Source organism: Shewanella sp. 11B5 (assembly GCF_002836795.1).
Classification (GTDB): domain Bacteria; phylum Pseudomonadota; class Gammaproteobacteria; order Enterobacterales; family Shewanellaceae; genus Shewanella; species Shewanella frigidimarina.
Genome location: NZ_PJAP01000655.1, coordinates 1 through 2,150, shown reverse-complemented (window position 1 = coordinate 2,150; position 2,150 = coordinate 1). Strand labels below are relative to the sequence as shown.

2 protein-coding genes are annotated in these 2,150 nt (G+C 42.7%); one reads left to right on the top strand and one right to left on the bottom strand.

The genetic code is table 11. The features are described from left to right. Nucleotides 1-1,032 (bottom strand): prephenate-dependent tRNA uridine(34) hydroxylase TrhP (gene yegQ / locus CXF78_RS14920; RefSeq protein WP_102037246.1); only part of this gene is annotated, 1,032 nt, incomplete at its 3' end. Nucleotides 1,033-1,279: 247 nt separating this feature from the next. On the opposite strand from yegQ, the gene CXF78_RS14915 reads away from it, so the two are divergent. Then, entirely contained in the window at nucleotides 1,280-2,122 is an 843-nt protein-coding gene (locus CXF78_RS14915; RefSeq protein WP_011636497.1) for an HDOD domain-containing protein, read from the top strand. Nucleotides 2,123-2,150: the final 28 nt, after the last annotated feature.

The following is a 2,150-nucleotide window of genomic DNA, read 5'->3' as shown; positions in this document are numbered from 1 at the left end:
TTCGTCATGCACGTGACGACGCAAAAATCCTTCGGTATAACCTCGGTGCGCAAGTCCTTGAAGATTACTCATCAACGTGCGATCAAAGTCTTTGCCAGCAGCGGCATCTTCAATGGCTTGGCGATATAATTGTGCCGTGCGCGCGACATAGTAAAAGGACTTAGTGCGACCTTCAATTTTTAATGAATCAACACCCATTTTGGTCAAGCGATCCACATGTTGAATAGCGCGCAAATCTTTTGAATTCATAATATAAGTGCCATGTTCGTCTTCAAAAGCAGGCATATATTCGCCAGGACGACCAGCTTCTTGCAGTAGCACTATGTCGCTACTAGGTTGGCCAGAACCCAGCGTTGGGTTTTCAAATTGAACGGTTGGGGCTACAGGGATGATATCGCCTGTATCGGTTTGCTCTGCTTGATGTACATCGTATTTCCACCGACATGCATTGGTACAAGTCCCTTGGTTGGGATCGCGTTTATTCATGTAACCAGAGAGTAAACAACGGCCAGAATAAGCCATGCAAAGTGCGCCATGAACAAACACTTCTAATTCAATATCGGGGCAACGTTGGCGAATTTCTTCAATTTCATCCAATGATAATTCACGGGATAAAATGACTCGCTTGATGCCTTGTTGTTGCCAGAATTTAACCGATGCCCAGTTAATCGCATTCGCTTGAACCGATAAGTGAACGACTTGATCTGGAAATGTTTCGCGTACCATCATAATAAGCCCTGGATCTGACATGATCACCGCATCGGGTTTCATCGCAATCACCGGTTCCATGTCTCTAATATAGGTTTTTAGCTTGGCATTATGTGGGGCAATATTACTGACAACATACAATTTCTTACCTAGGGCGTGAGCCTCTTCAATACCGCTGGCAAGAGTCTCCATTTTAAAATCATTATTTCTAACTCGTAAGCTATAACGAGGTTGGCCTGCGTAAACGGCATCAGCACCATAAGCAAAGGCGTAACGCATATTTTTAAGCGTACCAGCGGGAGATAATAATTCAGGTTTAAACATGTTTTTCGACCTAATAGAACATTGTGTGATGAAAGGGCCGAAGCTTACTTAAGGATATTAGCGAGGACAAATATAGCCTTGGTATTTGTGAGGTTGGTTGTATTTTTATTACATCAAAGGGATTTATGACTGATAAATCAGAACAGGAAGATATAAATAATTGAGTTGTCGTCAGTTGAGTAATCGCAAACGTTATCGGTTTGGGTATATAATCCAGCATTAGAGACTATTTATTTATGGAGAACCCATGTCTACGGAACATCAACTCTTGGTTGGACTATTAAAAAAGCTCAAAGATGATGCTTTAGTTTTACCAACATTACCTGAAGTGGCCATGCGTGTTCAAGAAGTGGTGTCTCGTCAAGATTCAAGCCTTAAACAAGTAGCCGACATCATTGGGCAAGATGCCGCTATTTCAGCCCGTATTATTAAAGTCGCTAACAGTGCTTTGTATTCTCGCGGCAATAAAGCAGAAAGCATTAATGCCGCGGTGAGTCGCATTGGTTTAGTGCAAATCAAATCTATTACCACGTCAGTTGCGATGGAGCAGCTCTTTATCTCAACCAACGAAATGGTGTGGGAAGTGATGGATGAGGTATGGAAAACCTCCATTGAAGTGACGGCTTCATCTTGTGCAATGCTTGAAATGTATAACAAACGTCATCCTACTAAAAAATTAGATCGTGATACGCTTACTCTTGCTGGCTTGGTGCACAATATTGGTGCTTTACCAGTATTAACCGAGGCAGAAGTTCACCCAGAGTTGTTTGGCCGAATTGATGACCTACGCAGTTTAGTCCGTAAAATGCAGGGGCCGATTGGCCGTGCGGTATTAAAAACGTGGGACTTTGCCCCAGAGGTGATGGAAGTGGTTGAGCGTTGGGCTGATCTTCATTATTTACCTGAAAAAGTGACTTATCTCGACTTTATCCGTTCTGCGGCATTTTATACTGGCGAACTTAGAGCTGGTGAAGAGTTAGAAGAAAGGTTAGGTGTCTTCGCTCAACGTGGCTTGCCTGTTACACCTGAAGATCTAGCTAGTGATGAGTTTATTAATATGTACCATTCAATTATGCAAAGTTACGAGTAATGCTACTTTGAGTGCGTCTCACGGATAT

Coding starts and splice junctions, on each gene's coding strand:
- CXF78_RS14915 (WP_011636497.1), top strand. CDS start 1,280: ATGTCTACGGAACATCAACTCTTGGTTGGACTATTAAAAAAGCTCAAA.